12 protein-coding genes and 1 pseudogene are annotated in these 16,493 nt (G+C 63.6%); 6 read left to right on the top strand and 7 right to left on the bottom strand.

Going from position 1 to position 16,493, the window contains the following annotated elements; genetic code table 11:
• Nucleotides 1-87 precede the first annotated feature (87 nt).
• From JNC62_RS17310 to JNC62_RS17300, 3 genes are all read left to right on the top strand, one after another.
• Nucleotides 88-951 carry a hypothetical protein gene (locus JNC62_RS17310; protein WP_374840254.1) on the top strand — a complete coding sequence of 288 codons (864 nt, stop codon included), beginning with the start codon at nucleotides 88-90 and terminating at the stop codon, nucleotides 949-951.
• A 65-nt stretch (nucleotides 952-1,016) separates the two neighbouring features.
• Nucleotides 1,017-1,595, top strand: coding sequence for a YceI family protein (locus tag JNC62_RS17305; protein WP_374840253.1), 579 nt, complete (start codon nucleotides 1,017-1,019; stop codon nucleotides 1,593-1,595).
• Between the two features lie 345 nt (nucleotides 1,596-1,940).
• A complete protein-coding gene (locus tag JNC62_RS17300; RefSeq protein WP_374840252.1) occupies nucleotides 1,941-2,912 on the top strand; it encodes a hypothetical protein in 972 nt (323 codons plus the stop codon).
• A gap of 102 nt (nucleotides 2,913-3,014) precedes the next feature.
• Here JNC62_RS17300 and JNC62_RS17295 read toward each other — a convergent pair whose 3' ends face one another.
• From JNC62_RS17295 to JNC62_RS17265, 7 genes and pseudogenes are all read right to left on the bottom strand, one after another.
• Nucleotides 3,015-3,902 (bottom strand): UTP--glucose-1-phosphate uridylyltransferase, encoded by an 888-nt coding sequence (locus JNC62_RS17295; RefSeq protein WP_374840251.1) that lies wholly within the window; start codon nucleotides 3,900-3,902, stop codon nucleotides 3,015-3,017.
• Between the two features lie 108 nt (nucleotides 3,903-4,010).
• Nucleotides 4,011-5,330, bottom strand: a complete 1,320-nt coding sequence (locus JNC62_RS17290) for a glycosyltransferase family 4 protein (protein WP_374840250.1) — start codon at nucleotides 5,328-5,330, stop codon at nucleotides 4,011-4,013.
• Nucleotides 5,327-7,549, bottom strand: a complete 2,223-nt coding sequence (locus tag JNC62_RS17285; protein WP_374840249.1) for a hypothetical protein — start codon at nucleotides 7,547-7,549, stop codon at nucleotides 5,327-5,329. Before JNC62_RS17285 ends, JNC62_RS17290 begins: the two co-directional genes overlap by 4 nt.
• Before the next feature lie 17 nt (nucleotides 7,550-7,566).
• Entirely contained in the window at nucleotides 7,567-8,298 is a 732-nt protein-coding gene (locus JNC62_RS17280) for a hypothetical protein (protein WP_374840248.1), read from the bottom strand.
• A gap of 8 nt (nucleotides 8,299-8,306) precedes the next feature.
• Nucleotides 8,307-9,557, bottom strand: coding sequence for a glycosyltransferase family 4 protein (locus JNC62_RS17275; RefSeq protein ID WP_374840247.1), 1,251 nt, complete (start codon nucleotides 9,555-9,557; stop codon nucleotides 8,307-8,309).
• Nucleotides 9,554-10,393 carry a class I SAM-dependent methyltransferase gene (locus JNC62_RS17270; RefSeq protein WP_374840246.1) on the bottom strand — a complete coding sequence of 280 codons (840 nt, stop codon included), beginning with the start codon at nucleotides 10,391-10,393 and terminating at the stop codon, nucleotides 9,554-9,556. Before JNC62_RS17270 ends, JNC62_RS17275 begins: the two co-directional genes overlap by 4 nt.
• A pseudogene (locus tag JNC62_RS17265) lies at nucleotides 10,390-11,416 on the bottom strand (glycosyltransferase); the annotation flags it as partial. The gene JNC62_RS17270 and the pseudogene JNC62_RS17265, both read right to left, overlap by 4 nt.
• On the opposite strand from JNC62_RS17265, the gene JNC62_RS17260 reads away from it, so the two are divergent.
• The 3 genes from JNC62_RS17260 to JNC62_RS17250 are packed head-to-tail and all read left to right on the top strand — an operon-like array spanning nucleotide 11,397 to nucleotide 16,457.
• Nucleotides 11,397-12,575 (top strand): DUF6212 domain-containing protein, encoded by a 1,179-nt coding sequence (locus tag JNC62_RS17260; RefSeq protein ID WP_374840245.1) that lies wholly within the window; start codon nucleotides 11,397-11,399, stop codon nucleotides 12,573-12,575. The pseudogene JNC62_RS17265 and the gene JNC62_RS17260 overlap by 20 nt on opposite strands.
• Entirely contained in the window at nucleotides 12,562-15,240 is a 2,679-nt protein-coding gene (locus JNC62_RS17255; protein WP_374840244.1) for a glycosyltransferase, read from the top strand. The genes JNC62_RS17260 and JNC62_RS17255 overlap by 14 nt, the downstream gene beginning before the upstream one ends.
• A 38-nt stretch (nucleotides 15,241-15,278) precedes the next feature.
• Nucleotides 15,279-16,457 (top strand): polysaccharide pyruvyl transferase family protein, encoded by a 1,179-nt coding sequence (locus JNC62_RS17250; protein WP_374840243.1) that lies wholly within the window; start codon nucleotides 15,279-15,281, stop codon nucleotides 16,455-16,457.
• The last annotated feature ends 36 nt before the right edge of the window (nucleotides 16,458-16,493 follow it).

The following is a 16,493-nucleotide window of genomic DNA, read 5'->3' as shown; positions in this document are numbered from 1 at the left end:
ACACTGGCCGCTGCGGGATAACTGCCTCAAGGCAACCGGCCCATCAGGCGCCTTCATCACCCGACGGACATCCAGGATCGACCGAGCATGCTGACCCAAATTCTTATGACCACCGTCCTGCTACCTTTGGCTCTCGGCGTGGTAATCGCCCTGCCGGGCAAGGGCGGGTCCAGGAAGAGCGTTGCTTTGACAGCACTTCTGATCCCGCTTGGCGCCGCGATCGCCAGTGTCGCCATAGAAGGGCTTCCGGCGTTTCCGCCCGTTGCCGCAAAGGACAAACTGCCGGTGCTCCTGCTTGGCGGCGGCATCATCTTTGCGGTTCTCGCCCTCGTGTTGAAGGCGCCGCTTCAGCGCGGCGTCGCCGCACTCGTCAGCGTCCTGTCCCTGGCTGTTCCAGCCTGGTGGCTGGGACGCAATGTTCTTCTCGCCAATCCGACGAAGGCCGCCACCCTTGCCGTCGTGCTCGTCATCGTCGCCCTGGAACTGTTCGTCGTGGCGAGCAGTCGCTCGAGCAAGCCGGCCGCGGCGGCGCTTCCTGCTGCGCTGGTTGCCACGGCAATCGGCACGGCGCTGACGGCGATCCTGGGCGGCTACATCGGGATGGCGCAGATGAACGGGGCGCTGGCCGCGCTGTTCGGCGGATGGCTGCTCGTCCGCTACATCGCCTACCTGCGGGGCAACGATGATGCCTTCGTCCTGCAGGGCATGGCCGCCTTCTCCTTTGCCTGGACGGCGGCTGCCGGGGTTGCAATGACGGTGTTGTTTGCGCCGAGCGCGATACCTGCTGCCCTCGTGCTCTGCGTGCTGCCGGCCGCCGTATTCGTCGCCCTCCGCTGGCGTCGCGCCGATTTCGCGCAGCAGCCGCGCGCCTTGCGACCGCTGATATCCGCCGGACTGACGGCGCTGCCCGCCATTATCGCCATCCTCATCGCGGTCCTGAACGCAGGTTGAGACCGCCATCCATCCGGGCTTCCGGGAACCTCCGCCCATGTCGGGCGATCTGAAAAGGAGAAATTATGAAACGCTTGAGCTTCGCCACCGCCATCGCCGGCCTTCTCATGACGGGCGTAGCATTTGCTGCGGACAGCTACGACATCGACCCGACGCATGCCTGGGTCCGTTTCGAGACCAACCATGCCGGCTGGTCCCAGGCGCAGGGCGCGTTCAAGGCCGTGTCCGGCACCATTGCCTTCGACAAGGAAGACGTGACCAAGAGCTCGGTCGAGATCGTTCTCGAGGCTGCCAGCATCGACACGAACGACGAGAAGCGCGACACGCACCTGAAAAGCCCGGACTTCCTGAACGCCGAGGAATTCCCGCAGATCACGTTCAAGAGCACGGCCATCGAGAAGACCGGCGACAAGACGGCCAAGGTCACCGGCGATCTGACCCTGCTCGGCACGGCCAAGCCGGTGGTTCTCGACGTCACCTGGAACGCAGAATCCCCGCTTCCGTGGGACGCCAACACGATCAAGACCGGCTTCTCCGCAACCGGTACCTTCAGCGGTCCCGAGTTCGGCATCACCAAGATGACCGATTTCGGCCTCGGTCCCGATATCACGCTCGACATCGACGTCGAAGCCGTCAAGAAGTAAGCGACGAAAGCAGAAGCACGGCCGAGCTTGATCACTTGGCCGTGCTTCAGCTGGTGCCAACTGCACCCGCGATCATTGCCCTATGTCTGACATCGGTACACATCGGCGACACCGACCGCTTCTTGCCGTTCAGCTGCAGCTGCAGCCGTGTCTGTGATGCGCGCGGCAAGAGGGTCACGCTTTCTATTAGATGTCGCGAAGCGACGCGATAAAGCAATATTTCCCTGAGACCGAAAAGTGGTCACGGGTTGATTTTGAGAAGAATGTCCTGTGTAGTTATATTATAGAAGTATATTTCAAATTTTGAACTATACTAACTCGATTATTGTTTAGTGGATGGGATGCATGCGCATATTCTCGGATGAGAACCTGGAGGTGATACATCGTCCAGGGTCATCTTCCTATCTTCTCGTGACGTTCAATGAGATGGAAATGAAGGCGAACGGCAGCCGATTCTGGGGGCAGCGGTTCTGCGAGAAAGCGGACATTTCGACGCTTGGCTTCATCAGCCGACGGCCAAACTGGTTTCCGGCGGCGAGCGTCATCAAGGCTGTCGAAGCCGCCGCGCCGATCCTGCGCACAGCACCGGAGCGGATCCTCTACGGGCACTCGCAGGGCGGCTACGCGGCGTTGCGCTACCGCAGGCGCTTCAACGCTGACGTTGCCATCGCCTTCTGTCCGCAGGTTTCCATCGATCCGAAGGCGGCCTCGTTCGACGGAAGGTTCACACGTCATTTCTCGCCCGACCTCCACGCCAATATGGCGATCGCGCCCGAACACGCAGCTGGCCGCGCCTATCTCTTCTTCGATCCGTTCCACGTCGTCGATCATCGGCACGCGGTGCGGATCGCGACGCTGCAGCAAAGGACGCATCTCGTACCGGTTCACATGACCGGCCATGGCACTGTCCGGGCGTTCACCGGCACGGCGCGCGCACTGTCGCTGATCGAGGCTTGCCGCAGCGATGATCTACCTGGTCTGCGCGCTCTGGCCCGCGCGGCCCGGGTGATGGCGCCGATGCGGCCCTACCAGATTGCGGTGACGGCGATCGCCCGCCATCCTGTCTGGGCCGACCGGCTTCATGCACGCTTCGGCCCGGCGTTCTCTCCAATCGAGCGCGCAAATTTCCTCTACCATCGGGCCAATCGCTACATTCGCGACGGTGAGCTGACGACGGCGCGGATCATGCTTGCGGACGCCCTGACGTATCAGCCGGAGAATCCCGGCTTCGCCCGCCGACTGGCGGAACTGGACAGCCGTATTGCGCGCAACTGCGGGGCGGCCGCCCACTCTGGTCCATCCGCAGGGTGCTCCTGACCGATGCTGGTCTCCATAGATCGAGCATGATTTTTTAAGCAATGCAGATGCCCGAAGCAGATCCCGTGATGCTTCTCACGCGATCTGCTTCGGATGCCGGGCTCAGGCGACCGCGCGCCGTGCCGCGGCGAGGTTTTCGATCTCCATATTGACACAGGCGCCGAGGTCGGCGCGGCCAAGTGCCATGTGCAAGTTGGCACTCACGAAGCCGGCAGGCGAGCCGCAATCGAAGGTACGGCCGCAGAACTCGAATGGCCTGATCTTCTGCTCGCCCATAAGAGCAATCATGGCGTCGGTCAGCTGAATCTCGCCGCCGGCGCCGGGAGACTGGTTCTCCAGCAGATTGAATATCTCAGGCTGCAGGATGTACCGCCCGGAAATGAACAGGTTGCTCGGCGCGGTGCCCGGCGCCGGCTTCTCGACGAGACCTGCCACGAGCGGACCGTCATCCGTCGCCTTCAAGGAGACGATGCCGAATTTGTGGGCCTCCTCCGGCGCGCATCTTTCCACAGCGACGATGTTGCCGCCGTGACGGTCATGGAGATCCATCATCGACTTGAGGCAGGGTACCTCGTCGACCATCAGCATGTCGGGGAGCAGGACGGCAAAGGGCTCGTCACCGACAATCTGGCGCGCCGTCCACACCGCGTGCCCCAGGCCGCGCGCCTGCTGCTGGCGGACGAAGGAGATACTTCCCGTACCCGGCGTGTGCTGCGCCATCCGGTCGGCCAGGCCATGCTTACCAGCGTTGCGCAGGCAGACGTCGATTTCGAACGCGTGGTCGAAATAGTCTTCGATCGCACCCTTCATGCGTCCGGTGACGATGACGGCATGCTCTATGCCAGAGGCGAAGGCTTCCGCGACGATGTAATCGAGGATTGGCCGGTCGACGATCGGCAGCAACTCCTTGGGAACGCTCTTGGTTGCCGGCAGCATCCTCGTTCCAAAACCGGCGGCGGGGATGATGGCCTTACGGACTTTCGTGTGCATGTCGGTAGCCTCCAGTTCATGCGACCTTGCGAGGGGTTTCTCAAGGGTTTGGTTGCATCGATCGTCTCCTGGTCGAAGCCGTTTCAGCGTTCGTCGGGACGAGCGTCGTTAGAGCGAGTGTGAGAGAGGCACAGGGCTGTCGGCCATGGCGGCATCGAGCTTTCGCCGCAGCAGCGCGCGATAGAGTTTGACGTGTTCGCGCGCACAGCCGAGGTGGTCGGCGGGTTGTCGCATCGAACCGCGCAGCCGATCCCAGGCCTGGGTGTCCGCCAGGACCTCGACGATACGGTCCGCGAGATCCTGGCTGCTGCCCGCACGGAAGTGCAGGCCGTCCTTGCCATCACGGACCTTCTCGGCCATGCCGCCGATGTTGGAGCAGATCATCGGCCTGCCATGGAGCAGGGCCTCCTGGATCACGACGGGCGAGTTTTCCCACCAGACGGACGGCAGAACCACCCAGTCGACAGAGCGCATCAGGCGCGGCATGTCCGCATTCTGGTAAGCGCCATAGAAGCGGACGCGGGGGCCGGCGTCTGCGATGAGCTTCTGCATCCGTTCCTGGAACTCGAGCGGCTGTCGCTCGAGGTTGCCGCCGAAGATCATCAAGCAGGAGTCTTCGCCCCATATCTTCCTCGGGATGCGCGAAACAGCGTCGATCAGGACGTCGACCCCCTTGAACGGCGTCATCTGGCCGAAATAGGCAAAGCGATTGCGGCGCGCGCCGGGACCTTGCAGCGGCCGTATGGGTGCGGCTGTTTCGACGGTGATCCCGTTTTCGATCACGCAGAGCTTGTCCTCGTCGAGGCCCCATTTGATGTAGCGCTCGGCCAAAAACCGGCTGGGCGAGACGAAAGCGTCGGCAAGGCCAAGCATCCCGCGCGCAAACGCCTCCCGCTTCAGGAAGCGTGAGAGGGGGATGTCGGGAAAACAATCGTGGCAGGCGATGGGTGAGGCTGTTTCGCAGAGCTGGCCGGATGGCCGTTTCACCATCTGCCCGTGATTGTGGCAGATCGACAGGTATTCGTGGAACGTGACGAGTATGGCTGCGTGCGGAAATGCTTCCCTAAGGGCGTAGAGGGCCTCGAAGCCGATACCGAGGACATGATGGAAATGCACGACATGCGGCCTGAGATCGCGTGCAAGACGCAACAGGTCCCGGCTGATCGCCTGCGTATCGCCGTTGGACATAAAGAAGTGGTCGTAGTCGTCCGTGTGGAACAGGACCTCGTCTTCGGCAAGGCCAAGGCTCATCAGCGCGGATGCGGCATGCCGCGGTACCGGATGGCCGACCCGGGCCAGATAGACCGATTCCACCTGCGGCAAGGCGTTCAGGCCGCGATGCAGGTTGTGAGATGCGATTTCCGCCCCGCCGAGCGAGACGGTCGGATGCGCGTGCGAAACGACGAGGACGCGAAGCTGCTCGCTCATGCCGGTCTCTTTTCGGAGTGCTTGTCACCGGCGAAGACCGGCGACCAATGGCTGGTGAAGATCTTCCGATCGATCTCTTCCACCAGCGCCGCCATGGCCGGGCTGTCCCCGCCGCGTGCGTCGTCGCAGCCCCACATCAGCACCGATGGCAGCAGATAGGCGTCGAAACCGGACCGGCTGAGATGGAGGCCGAGGTCCAGACCCTTTTCCTGTGTGCCCAGATAGCCGCCGGAAAAGCCGCCCGCGTGCAACAGGGCGTCGCGGGGCATGATGCAGCACTCGAGCGAGGCCGCCGCAATCCGGGTCAGCGTCATCCCGGTGACTGCTTTGAGCGGATATCCGGTACAGCGACCGATAAGCGCGCCGTCGTCATCGAGCCAGCTTCCCGCCCAGCGAATGGAATGGTCCTCGTAGGCCAGAACGGGGGAGACAAGGCTGCCTTTCAGGGGCGCGGCCGCTGCCACGAGCTTGCCGTACCAACCTGTCCCGTGCGGGATCAGTGAGGCGGAAAGCGACACGACCGTTTCGCAGGAGAGTGCTTGCGTGCCGACGTCAAGCAAGTCATAAAAGTCGCCTGTTCCCGTCGCCGATACCAGCCTGGCCGAAAGGCGATAGAACCGCACGAGTTCCCCGATGCGTGCAGCCTGCCGGCGGAAACGCTCGGCGGGCATGGCGATCACGATCGGCGCGTGGCGGGTCTCCGGGTCGAGCGCAAGCAATGCCAGCAGCGGGAAAATCTGCTCTTCGCTCTCGCCGGCGCCGATGACGATCGGCGGGCTGCTGTCCTGATCGAAGGATCCAGCATCCTGGATTGCGTCAATGACCGGCGCCGATCTGCCGGATTGGCTGAGGAACGGCACAATCTGTGTATCGACGATCGCCGGCAACGCACCGTTCGCCCGATCGATGGCGCCGATCTGGCGCAACGTCGCCAAGCGCGCCGAGACCCGCGTTGGCTTAACCGGCAGGAAAGCACGGCGCGAGTCGCGCAGCGTCAGTTCGATGTATGGGCGCGCTTCAGGATCTTCACTCGACAACTGGGCGTGGGCGATGAAGCCATGTGCATGCTGTTCGCCGCGAAGGCCTGGCTCGATGGGCTGCCTGTCGCTGCAACTGTCCGTGACGTCGGGGCGGTCGAGGCGCGTCCAGCGTTCGTCGAGGCGAGCCGCGGCGTTGCGGCGCCGCAGTCTGACCGCCGTGACGTGGTCGTCGGGATCATAGAGCCAGCCGGAGATGAGGAGGTTTCCGCCATCGGCTTCGAACGCGGCGTCTATTCCCATCCGGACGGAAAACGGCAGGCTGGAGACAGTTTCCTTGCCGTCAAAGCTGTTCGCTGCCGCTCGCAGGGACAGGAGCACGTCCGGCGCGCTGTGTGTGCGAAGCAGGATCGACCGGATGTTCTCGGGTGTTTCCAGCGGGCCGACGATGCGCTTTCGGGGGTGGACGGCAGTGTACCGCCAACCGGCGCGCCCGCGAAAAACCAGCCCTTCGATGTCAAGGGCCGCCTTGATGTCATCGACAAGACCAACAAATCCAGCGGCGCCGTCGGGAACATCCGGGCGGGGAAAGACGGCGATGCCGCATTCTGCGACGATTGGCGTCACGTTGCCGACCACGGACACCCGGCAACGCCCGGGCGCCATGCTGCGGCTCCAGCCCTGCAGGAACGTCGCGCCGTCATGGCTTTCACCAATGAGCTCGACGAAACCATCGTCTGCGTGGGCTGCTTGCAGAAGCGCTGTGATGGTCAGAAGGCTGCGGCGGTTAACATTGCGATCCATCAGAACGTCCACGAGCCGGTCAATGACGGCGGCCGACTGCGATCCTGCGGACTCGGCCAAGAGCGCGGCCGCTTCCGCCGCGGAGGCAAGTCGGGGCGCAACGATGTAGCGGGGCCCCGTCCCATCCTCGCCGAACCGTATCGTGGTCATGGCCCGGTCCATGTTGCCTGTCGGCAGGAGCGCCGCGAAGCCGTGCTTTGCCCCTGGCGAGGGTGCGGCCAATCGCCATTCCGAGACAAACGCGCTTCGAGTGCCCGCTTGATCCCCGTCGAGGTCGACCACCACTTCGCCGGCCATGACACGGCCGAGACCGATAATCAGCAGGGTCGTCTCGTCCACGCGGCAGCCGAGGACCCGGCCCGAGCGCATCGCCCTGTTCGCCCCAGGCTTGCCTGTCGTGGGGCTTGTAACTGCGGGGGACTGTTCTGTAACCAGCACGCCTTACCCTCCTTGGATCAGATCCTGGCAACCAGCGCAAGGCCAGCGCCGGCGGCAAATCCAACAAGAACGAACAGCAGCAGCAGCAGGGGCTTCAACTCGCCGTTCGCTCGCTTCTGCAATGCCTTCAGGTTGCTCTCCATGCCCGCTACCACCCCATCCAGTCGCATCAGGTGGACATCGAGATCATTCAGCCGTTGGCTGATATCCACTCCGAGGTTGTCGACGGCGTTGCTGACATCGGTCAGGCGGACGGTTTCGGCCTGGTCGGCATCGATTTGTGGGGTGCGCTGCAGGGAGCGCTGTGAGACCTGCAACTGCCGCTGCGCCGCCATCAGGACGTCGAGCTTGTCGAGCACTTTCGCCAGCGGTGCGGCGATCAGAGCTTCGGCCGCCTGCTCGTCTGGTTGGGGAACGCGCAAGGCCTGCTCGGAACCGCTTCCGTTCAGCGCCACGACGACGAGATCGCTCGCGCGCGCCTGGACGGGATCAGGCAGCGCGATTTCAAATGCGTGCTTGCCGTCGCCGATACCGTTACGCCGCAGGTCGGGACGATTGCGATCGGCAACCGCCTCGGCAATCACCTTGCCATCGAGAAGGACACGGATGGTCAGACGTTGGTCTGGCGCCATCGGGTCGAAGGCCCAGCCGAAGATCCGCCCCATGTCGATCGCATCCACCCGGCCGTTCATCGGCTTGGCGTTGTCCTGTTCGGGGGCGGCATCCGGTCGTTCAGCGGGATTGGCCATGCGTTCTCCTATGCCTGAACCTGTGCCGGCTCGATCCGCTTGAGGTAGCGGCGGGCCGTCGTGTCGATGTCGTCGGGTTTTCGCGCATTTGCGGAGAACCGGCGCAGCAGGTTCGGCTCTTCCAGAATCTGACGCATCGCCGCAGCGAGCGCTCGGGCATCGTTGGGTGGAACCGTCAGACCGTTGACGCCGTGCTCGATCATTTCAGCCATTCCGCCGATGTTGCTGGCGATGACCGGACGGCCGTGCGCCTGGGCTTCCTGAATGACCAAAGGCGCATTCTCCCACCAGGTGGACGGAACGATGGTGCAATCGACCGCTTCCACCAGATCGCCGATATCTTCGCGTCGATAGGGGCCTCGGGGCTGCACGAATGGTGCCGTTTCGGCGAAGCGGCGATCGATCTCGTCGACGAAGCCCTTGCTCTGGAAGGGGGCGCCGCCATGGACGCGGAGCTCGAACTCGAACCCCTCCGTCAGAAGCTGGCGTGCAGCGTCGAGCAAGATGGTCACCCCCTTCCAGGGGTTGAGGTTTCCGAAATAGCCGAAGACCGGCCGTCCACCGGCGAGGATCTCTCTTCGCGCGCCGGCCTTTTGGCTGGGGATGCCATTGGGAATAACGCTGATCGCCTCTTCGGCCAGCCCCCACTGCACGAAGCGCTCCCGTAGAAAAGCGCTTGGTGAGACGAAGTGGTCGACCGTGCTCAGCAGCGCCTTCAGGTGTCGTTCGCGCAGGGCAAAGCGATCGAGCGGTATGTCCTTGAAGCAGCCATGGCAGCGATCCGGGCTGGCTTGGTGGCAAAGTTCCTTGCTGCCGGTGCGCACCATCAGGCCGTCATGATGGCAAATGGGGTAGTAGTCATGAAGCGTCATGACGATCTGGCAGTGAGGCAGGGTGCGGCGGACAATGTGAGGGAACTCGGTGCCAAGCAGCAGCAGGTGATGGAGGTGGACCACATCTGGCTGGAAATCGCGCAGCAACTCCGCAATGTCCGGCACCACGCCATAGAGGTCGATCTGGCTCATGAAAAAGCGGTCGAAGTGTCCGGACCACAGCAGGACTTCGTCTCCCGTCGGGCCGATGCCCTGAAAGCTCGTGCCTGGCCTGGCCTCGCGATGGATCTGGTTCGTGGCGCCGAGAAACAGGGCCTCGTGGCCCGCGCGCTGATAGGCACGAAACAGGTCGTGAGCGAAGATCTCCGTTCCACCCGGGTGAAGGGACGGATGGTTGTGGGCGGCCACCAGGATGCGCTTGCTCATCGCCCGCTTCCCCGGCGCTTCGCCACGATGAAATCCTGATGATGGCCCGCGTTGGTGCCACGCCAATGGCCCAGTGATTTCAGCGCGACGGTAAGGCCGGCCCGTCCGAGCGCCTTGTCCAGGAAGCCGTCTTCGAAGCCGATCGCGGCAAGCGGCGGCTGGTTGGGGACGAACCAGCATGGGCTTTCGCCATAGCGCCGAAAAGCCAGACGCGGATCGCGCCGCCCGTTCTCATTTGCGGCGGCGATCCTGTCGACCACGAACGCGGTGATGAACAGCTTGCCGCCGGGCGACAGGATTCTGCGGACCTCGGCGAAGTAGGCCAGGACCTCGACGGGCGGCAGATGAGTGACCACGGACGTCATGATGACGAAGTCGAAATGATGATCGGGAAAGGGCAAAGCCAAGGTCTTCCCACTGATCTTGCCGTTCGGATTGTAAAGCTCGTGCGCGATGTCCAGCCGCTGGAAGGTAAAATTGGGATAGGCCGGTGTGATCGTACGCTGGCACCAGCTAATGCCGCTCTCGACGGGATCGATGCCATCGTAGTGGCTCGCTTGCGGATCGAGATACTGGGTGAGCGGCACGGCCATGCGGCCGATGCCGCAGCCAATGTCGAGCACGCGGCTGTCTTCGCGCAGGCCGCCGATGCGAATAAAGTAACCGAGAAACTCGGCTCCTATGGCGCGAAAGTCTCCGTCTCCCACGAACACGCTGGATGAATCCGGCTGCGGCAGGAAACGATTGCCCCGAATGGATTCGATCAGCCAGCGAACCCGCCCGTCACCGATCGGCCGGGCCGCCGCGGGGGGGTGCGCGAGTGCCGCTTGCGTCATGCTACGTTCCTTTCCCGGATACTCCCTCCCGCGGCAGCAGCCCGATCCGGGTCATGACCCAATTGGTTCGCCATCAGCTCGGTGATGTCGTCTTCCCAACGTTGCGTGTGCAGCCATGAATTGTATTGGCTTGCCACGCCGCGAATGTAGTCCTGGCTGTGGCGGATCGAGCGACGCTCGAAATGATACAGGCACGCTGCCGGCTCATAGGCGATCTGCAGCCCGAGGCGACGGATCTTCAGGCAGAGGTCGCTGTCCTCGTAGTCGCCGATCACGTAGTCCTCGGTGTAGCCGCCCACACGCTCGAAGGTGTCCCTGCGGGTCACGAGGCAAGCGCCGGTGACGCCGGGAACGGTACGGGCATGTTGCGCCGGAGGGTAGCCGCCAGGCATGCCCTTATAGAAATGGTGGTTCAGCCAGATCCCCCGCTGGTCGCGAGCGAAATAGAGCCCGGCATGCTGCAGCGATCCGTCTTCGAAAATCAGTTTCGGGCCGATGGCCCCCAGTTCCGGCCTTTGCAGCAACTGGAGCGACAACACCTGGAGCCAGCCTGCGGCGCATGGCACGACATCCGAATTGAGCATCACCAGCACATCGCCGCGGGCAAAGCGTGCGCCCGCATTGCAGGCACGGGCATAGCCGCCATTGCGGTTCATCACCACGAACTTCATCGGCAGCCCGTGCAGCAGGTGCAGGCCGCCGAGCAGGTGCTCTGAATCAGCCGCCGGCCAACAGACCGTCCTGGAGCACCAGAGCAAGATCGACCTCGCCGGACGGGTGCATCAACGTCTTGTCGATCCGACTTGTTGCCAGTGGTGTACGAAGTTGAAGGTCGATGGCCGTGGCGGCGCCACTTTCCGGCAGCGTGGCCAGTCGACGGACAATCATTTCGCGCAGTTCCACCGCCTCACGGTTTTTGTCCCACCAACTCTGCAGGCTGGGATGGCGAGGCTTGCGGTCGACGATCTGGCGCACGGCCACGCCATTCTTGCTGAGGAGGACGATGAGAAAGGGAAGGGAGGGCGGCGTTGGCCGTCTCGCCCGATACAGCGCCTCGATCACTTCGGAGCTTGCGATCCTGCGCCGGGAGCGCGAAACGCTGCTGGAAAGCTATCGGGCCCTGGAAGATGCGTTCCAGGCGCGAAACTGGGAGCCGGTTTCCGAGATTTTCTCCCACGATCCCTATGCCGATCCAAAGGATGAAGGGATCGGGCAACTGCTGGCCACCGCCTTTGTCGAGCAATTGTTGCCGGTCTCCAGCCTTGGCGTGGCCGGGTTTGCGCTTCACCTCCATTCGGTGCCGAAGGTCAGCGGCGAACTCACCGTCGCCCTGAGCTATCTCGAAAGCGGCGAGGGTGTGGCCGAATGGGTGGTGCCCTATGCGCAACTCGTCGCGAACTGGAATTTCTTCTCGCTGCCGCGGGCCTGCGGAGGGGCGGCGCGAACGCTTCGGCTGCGCATATCCGCGGCCGGGCCCGAAACCGTCGGTCTGTCGCTTGGCTACCCCATAGCGGGCGAGCGCTATTCGGCGCGCTCGGAAATTCCGCATCCCGATCTCGACCTCCGTCCGCTCGCGTTCCGTGTGTTCACCGGGCTGCCCGGGGTTAAGCCTGTCAGCGCGCCGAACATGATTGCCCCGAGCAACCTGCTGGAGGGGCAGTACATCGTCGACTACCGTCTCGCGGCGGAGGCAATGAGCCAGATCGCGGACGTTTCCGTCACGCCGATCGTGCCGGAATTCCAGACCGTGCGCTTCCTCGAGCACGAGCATGCCGTCGTCTGCCATCCGCTCCCGGCCGGCATTTCGGCCGGCGCGATCAGCCGCGTGGTCGAACCTGGAACGATTTCCTTCTCGGCCAGCGCCGTCATCGACCATCCCGAAGGTCAGCCTGCGGCGGTCAGCTTTCTGCTCGCGCCCGCCAACTCCAATGCCCGCTCCGAGGTGGCCGAGCTCGCCCGCAAGGGCGCGGCCAAACCCTCGGCCTTCTTCAGCGGCTGGCGTGAAGTCAGCGCCCAGCAGGCCGTCAGCATCAACATCCAACTCGAGGAGCCGGTGCGCGGCCCGATGGACCTGGTGATCCTCAGCCGGGCGGTGACGGAATCGGTCGATTTCTCCTGGCTCAAGGTGTCGGGCTTCCGGTTGGTCAAGCAGTCGTCGGAGGGCGCCGATGTCGGGCACTAGCGAGCATCGGGACCTGATTGCCGTCGCCATGCCGCTCTACGGCCATGCGGCGCTGGCGTTGGAGGCCGTCGAGTCCGTGCTGGCCTCGACGGCGCGCAACTGCCGGATTGCCCTGGTTGTCTCGGTCGATGGTGATCCGCGCCACGAGACGTTCGATCTGCTCCTGCTCTATGCGGCGACCCACCCCTCGATCCATGTCGTGTTCGGCCAGAATGCCGGTCCCGGCGGGGCGCGCAATCGCGCCATCGAGTTCGTGCTTGAGCACCTGCCCGAGGCGCAGGCCGTCTACTTCCTCGACGCCGACAACCGCGTCCTGCCCGGCACGATCGCGACCCTCTACGAGCATCTCCGTTCCTCCGGCTGCGGATGGGTCTACACGAATATCGACACGTTCTCGGTGAGCTGGCGCGCCCACTACGGAAACCACTATTCGCGGCTGGTCCACTGCATCACCGACAATATCTGCGATACCGGATCGATGATCTCGATCGACGTGTTCCGCGCCGGGGTCCGTTTCAATGAGGACCGGCAGAACGGCTTCGAGGACTGGGAATTCTGGCTGTCCTGCATCGAGCATGGCTTCGTCGGCACCCCCTGCCACGACACCGTATTCGAATATCGCCTTCGGGCGGAAAGCCGCTTCAAGGAGGCCAATCGCGACCGCTCCACCTCGGTGAGCTTCCTCAGGAAGCGCCATAAGGCCTTGTTCCAGCGTCCTATGCTGGTGGACTTCGAGCATGAGGAGTGCCCGCGCTATCTGTTTGCGCGGACGGAAGATACGGCAATCTCCTTCTTCACCGATCCCACCAGGCCGCCGCAGATGCTTCGTCTCGACGACATCATTCCGGCCTTCTGGGCCAACATCGGCGAGCCGGACAACGTGCACTTTCCACCGTTCCTGATTGCGGGGAGCGGTGCCGCCCTCGATCTGCTCCGGCGCTCGCGGATGCTGCCGAACGTGCTTTCCCATCTGGAGCGCCTGAGCGAGACCGCCAACGTCGTCTTTGTCCAGCTCGCCAACGATGCCGCCCAGCGCAAGATCGAGCCGATGGTCCATGGGCCAGGAGCGCAGGACATCGGGCCGGCGGACCTGATCTTCCTGTCGAGCACGCTCGTTCGGGATGTGATCCAGAACAACGCGCTCGACTGGTTCGCATCCATCGGTGGCCAGCAGGTCTGGCCGACCTCGACGGTGCTCAAGGTGCGTTTTCCCTTTCCGAGAAGCCTTCCGCGCAGATCGCTCATCACGCCGCAGCAGATGATGATCAGCTGCATCAATGCGATCGCGACGAGCCCGCTGAGTCGGACCGCCGGCCGGCGCTGGACCTGGCGTCCGGCCCGTCTGGTGCCTTACGCGGAGCTGCACAAGGCGCTGCGCAAGGAGATCGGTGGCGCGCCCGTGCTGCCGCTCGGACACAGCGAGGGCAAGCGCACCGTCGCGCTGCTCGTGCCGAACGCCTCGTTCGGCGGGGCGGAGAAGGTCGTCTATGCGGCAGCACGGGAGCTGAAGGCTGTGGGCTACGAGACGCACCTCTTCGTTCTCGGCACCTCGCGCATGGACGTGATCGACGAATTCGATGCGAGCTTCGACTACATCCACTTCTGGGACGCGGGCATTCCGGCCTGGGGGGCGTCGGGCTCCTTCCTGGGGCAGGACTTCATCACCGAGGGGCATGCGGTCGACTGGGAGGCGCTGAAGGGACAGCTCTCCGGTTTCGACCTGGTGATCAACAACCACGTCATGGCCGTCCACCCGTTGATCGCGCGACTGCGATCCGAAGGCACCCGCACGGCTTGCTACCTTCACGTCGTCGACAACACCGCCTTCAAGCGCCCGGCCGGCCAGCCCTTCGCCGCGATCGCCCACGAGCATTGCTACGACGCGTTCCTGACCTGCTCCGAACAGCTCAAGATCTACCTGCACAGCTACGGTGTCCCGCATGAGAAGGTTTTCGCCGTTGCCAACGGCGCGAGCTTCTCGGTGCCGCCCAAGACGCTGTCAGACGTGCTGGCGGTGCGTCGGATCGAGCGCAAGGACGACCGGCTGCGGCTTCTCTACATGGGCCGGTTCGACCAGCAAAAGGGCATCGACCGCCTGGCCGCGGTCCTCGCCGAACTGCGCGCCTCCAACGCGCCCTTCGACGCCCGCGCCATCGGCGGGGAGATTCTTGCCGACTCCTCCGTCTCCTGGACCGGGCGATTGAAGGACTTCGAGGTCGACGTGCGCCCGCCCGTTTTCGCCAGCAAGGATCTGATCAAGGCGCTCGGCTGGGCGGACATCCTCGTCATGCCTTCCCGTTGGGAAGGCGCGCCGCTGATGATCGCGGAAGCCCAGCAACTCGGCTGCGTGCCCGTCGCGACCGCAGTCGGCGCCGTCGACGAGCTCATCGAAGACGGCGAGGATGGCATCCTCATCAACGCCGCTTCCGACCCCCAGGTGGTGCGGGAGATGGCGCGGATCATCGAGGAGATCGCCCACAATCGCGACCGGCTGGCGCCGCTCATGGAAGGGTGCATCAGGACAGCCGCCCGACGCTCCTGGACCTCCTCTTTCTCGGAGTTCCTGTCGTGGTGCGATCAATCCGTAAACAATTCGTCGCTGTCGCGCGCCGCGGTCTTTCGCGAGCAGCCGGTGGCAAATCCAGTGGTCGCGGCAATCGGCTGATTGCCGCGCCGGTTCTTGAAACAGAAAGGTCAAGTCGAATGCGCCCACGAATTCTCGTGACGGGTATTCCTGGTCACTATACGCGCCTTGCCAACGGTGCCAACGGCTTGTCGGTCTCCTACGCGGAACGGCAGAAGCAGCCGGAGACGAAGGATGAGTTCCTGCAGGAACTGCGCAACATCAGCAACACCGGCAACTATCTGATCGGCGAGGGTGCGCTGCGGGCGCTTGCGCCGCATGCCAAGCAGGTTCCGTTCTGGCACCTCTACAATCTGAGCAAGAACGGCACCGGGCTGGACGAGTTCAACGCCAACTTCGACATTTGCGTCTTCACCTGCGCGAACCTGCTGCGCAAGGGGCTGTCGGCGGACGCCGAGGCGGACGTCCTAAGCCGGCTCAACATGCCGATCGTCATGCTCGGCATCGGTCTGCAGAACCGGAAGGATCTCGAAAACCAGCTGCCGGAGGGCACCAAGCGGCTGCTGGCCGTGCTGAAGGAGCGCGAACACTATTTCCTGACGCGCGGTTACGAGACGGCCGGCTTCCTGAAGGACCAGGGTTTTTCCTTTGTGCGCCCGACGGGCTGCCCTTCGGTCTACTTAATGCCGGACAACATGCGCCGCGCGCTGAAAAAGCTGCCGAGCGTGCAGGTCGGCAAGGCGCGGACGATCTTTTCCGGCTATCTCGGCGGCGATCAGGAGGCGATCCTCGATGCCAACGCCATGGCGCCCGAAGGCTCCGTGCCGCAGTATGTGGTGCAGGACGAGTTCCTCCATTTCGACATGAGCGTTGAGCCGAACAGCGAAGGTCGCGTCTACGATTCCGCCTCCGGCCTGATGATCGGAGACCTCGCCTATCCCGGCACGGAGCGGCAGAAGCAGCCCTTCGAGCTGCGCACCTTTTTCGACACCAACCAGTGGCGCGCCTGGGCCTCGTCGATGGACTTCAATTTCGGCCGCCGCTTCCATGGATCGATCATTGCCATGCAGGCAGCGGTGCCGAGCCTGATGGTGGCGGTGGACGACCGCATGCGCGAGATGCTCGGCTTCACCGGCCTGCCGGCCGTCGACGTCACCGACATCGACAAGGCGGACAACCGGGCCGATTTCGTCGCCGACCATCTGGCAAAGCTCAACACCACCGAACTGGTCGACCGATACTCCGATCGCGAGCGTGCCTTCCGCACGACGCTTCGCGAAATCGGTATCGGGCTCTGACGGCCCGTTGCCATTCTTTTCCCGCGTTCGGTTCAA

This window comes from Mycoplana ramosa (assembly GCF_041930185.1).
Classification (GTDB): Bacteria; Pseudomonadota; Alphaproteobacteria; order Rhizobiales; family Rhizobiaceae; genus Mycoplana; species Mycoplana ramosa.
Note: the sequence above shows the minus strand (reverse complement) of the source record. Positions and strands in the feature narration are given on the sequence as shown.